The sequence below is a fragment of the Bradyrhizobium cenepequi genome (assembly GCF_020329485.1).
In the GTDB taxonomy this organism is placed as follows: Bacteria; Pseudomonadota; Alphaproteobacteria; order Rhizobiales; family Xanthobacteraceae; genus Bradyrhizobium; species Bradyrhizobium cenepequi.
In genome coordinates this window covers 1-633 of sequence record NZ_JAGKJI010000188.1, presented here as the reverse complement: position 1 = coordinate 633, position 633 = coordinate 1, and the positions used below count along the sequence as shown (strand labels likewise).

Annotated in this window: 1 protein-coding gene; it reads right to left on the bottom strand. The window is 67.5% G+C overall.

Translation table 11 applies throughout. From position 1 onward, the window contains the following. A partial coding sequence (locus J6497_RS40870; RefSeq protein WP_312010470.1) for a phosphopantetheine-binding protein occupies positions 1-622 on the bottom strand: 622 nt, incomplete at its 3' end. Positions 623-633 lie beyond the last annotated feature (11 nt).

Sequence of the window (633 nt, the reverse complement as noted above, 5' to 3'; positions counted from 1 at the left end):
CATCGCGCGACACCTCGGCAATCGCCGGCAGCTCTTGCAGACCGGACCGGCTCAACTCCGCGACGATGCTTTCCGCCAGATCTGCCAGCACCGGTTTGGCAAACAGCGTCGTCAGCGATAGCTGTACACCCAGCGCCTGCGACAGCCGGCTCAAGAATCGCACGGCAAGAAGCGAGTGGCCGCCCAGTTCGAAGAAGTTGTCGTGCCGTCCGACCCGCGCCAACCCCAGAAGCTCGGCCCAGATCGTCGCTAGCTGCGTCTCAATGGGCCCCTGCGGCGCCTCATAGGCGCGCCGCGCGTAGGCCTCATCCTCCGGTGCCGGCAGCGCCTTGCGGTCCAGCTTGCCGTTCACCGTCAACGGCAGCGCCGCAAGCCGCACAAACGCGGCCGGCACCATGTAGTCCGGCAGCCGTGCACTTAAGTGTGCGCGCAAGGCACCGGCCAGCTCGCTTCCATCTCCCTCGTCCGATCCTGCCTCGGGCGCGCACACCACATAGCCGACAAGACGCGTCTCGCCCGCGCGATCCTCTTGCGCCACCACCACGGCCTCGCGCAGTAACGCGTGCTCAGAGAGCCGCGCCGCGATCTCGCCCGGCTCGATCCGGAAGCCGCGGATCTTCACCTGGTCGTCGT